Source organism: Rhizobium sp. AC27/96, assembly GCF_001692325.1.
GTDB lineage: Bacteria > Pseudomonadota > Alphaproteobacteria > Rhizobiales > Rhizobiaceae > Rhizobium.
The window spans coordinates 1-643 of record NZ_LXKN01000049.1; the positions used below are offsets into that span (position 1 = coordinate 1).

Consider the following 643-nt stretch of genomic DNA (forward strand, 5'->3'; position numbering starts at 1 on the left):
TTTTGGGTGCTTGTGCTGAGCTATTTTTGAAGCGGAAGCTATCGTTTCCGGTTTCAAGGATGTGGCAATGATGGGTGAGCCGGTCGAGTAGCGCGGTGGTCATTTTGGCATCGCCGAAGACGCTGGCCCATTCGCTGAAGCTGAGATTGGTGGTGATGATGACGCTGGTCCGCTCGTAGAGTTTGCTCAGCAGATGGAAGAGCAAGGCTCCGCCTGAAGCGCTGAAGGGCAGATACCCAAGCTCGTCGAGGATGACGAGATCAGAATGGGCAAGTCGACTGGCAATCTGTCCTGGCCGGCCCTGTATCTTCTCCTGCTCAAGCGCATTGACCAGTTCGACCGTAGAGAAGAATCGGACACGCTTGTGATAATGTTCGATGGCTTGGATGCCAATCGCCGTGGCAATATGCGTCTTACCCGTGCCGGGGCCACCGACCAGGACGACATTATTGGCTTCATTCAAGAAGTCGCAGCGATAAAGTTGCTGCACGAGCGCCTCGTTTATCTCGCTGCTTGCAAAGTCGAAGCCATTCAGATCGCGATAGGCCGGAAAACGTGCCGTCTTGAGCTGATAGGCCGTTGATCGGACCTCTCGTTCCGCCGTCTCAGCTTTGAGAAGCTGCGACAGAATCGGAATAGTAGC

General features: G+C 54.6%; 1 protein-coding gene. It reads right to left on the minus strand.

What is annotated here, in order from left to right; genetic code table 11:
- Positions 1-643, minus strand: a 643-nt coding sequence (gene istB, locus A6U86_RS27565) for an IS21-like element helper ATPase IstB (protein ID WP_068398030.1), incomplete at both ends; no start/stop codon positions are given.